Genomic DNA, 634 nt, shown 5'->3' with positions numbered 1-634 from the left:
CTTTTAACTGGTCACGAGCCGCATTGAATAGCCATTTTGCTTCAATGTACTCAAGACCTTTATTCATCATAGTCGCAGAATCGACCGAAATCTTTGGCCCCATAGACCAGTTAGGGTGCGCGATTGCCTGTGCTGGCGTTACGCTGTCGAGATCGGCAATGTCAGCGTAACGGAATGGACCGCCAGATCCGGTTAACAGAATACTAGAAATGCCATGCTCATCTAAGTTACAGCGGCCAAGATTGGTTTGAACTTGCTGTGGTAGGCACTGGAAAATAGCATTATGTTCACTGTCTACTGGCAGCAACTCTGCCCCGTATTGTTCAACGGCATCAATAAACAACTGTCCAGACATGACAAGCGCTTCTTTATTCGCCAGCAATACGCGCTTGCCCGCTTTAACGGCCGCCATGGTTGGCAACAAACCCGCTGCACCAACGATGGCCGCCATTACGCTATCTACTTCTTCTAATGAAGCCACATGACAAAGTGCATCAACACCACCTAACACTTCTGTATTTGGTGAAATGGTGTGGATTTCTGATTGCAGAGCAACAGCCGCAGCCTTATCCGCCATTACCGCGAATTTAGGCTGCCATTGGCGACAAAGTGCCACCATCTTTTCAACGTTAGT

At 48.3% G+C, this 634-nt stretch carries 1 pseudogene; it reads right to left on the bottom strand.

The window, feature by feature from the left end:
* A pseudogene (locus R8N49_RS28150) lies at positions 1-634 on the bottom strand (1-deoxy-D-xylulose-5-phosphate reductoisomerase); the annotation flags it as partial.

This window comes from Vibrio sp. 1978 (assembly GCF_033344345.1).
The sequence above is the reverse complement of the archived record's forward strand: the minus strand, read 5'-3'. Positions and strand labels throughout refer to the sequence as shown.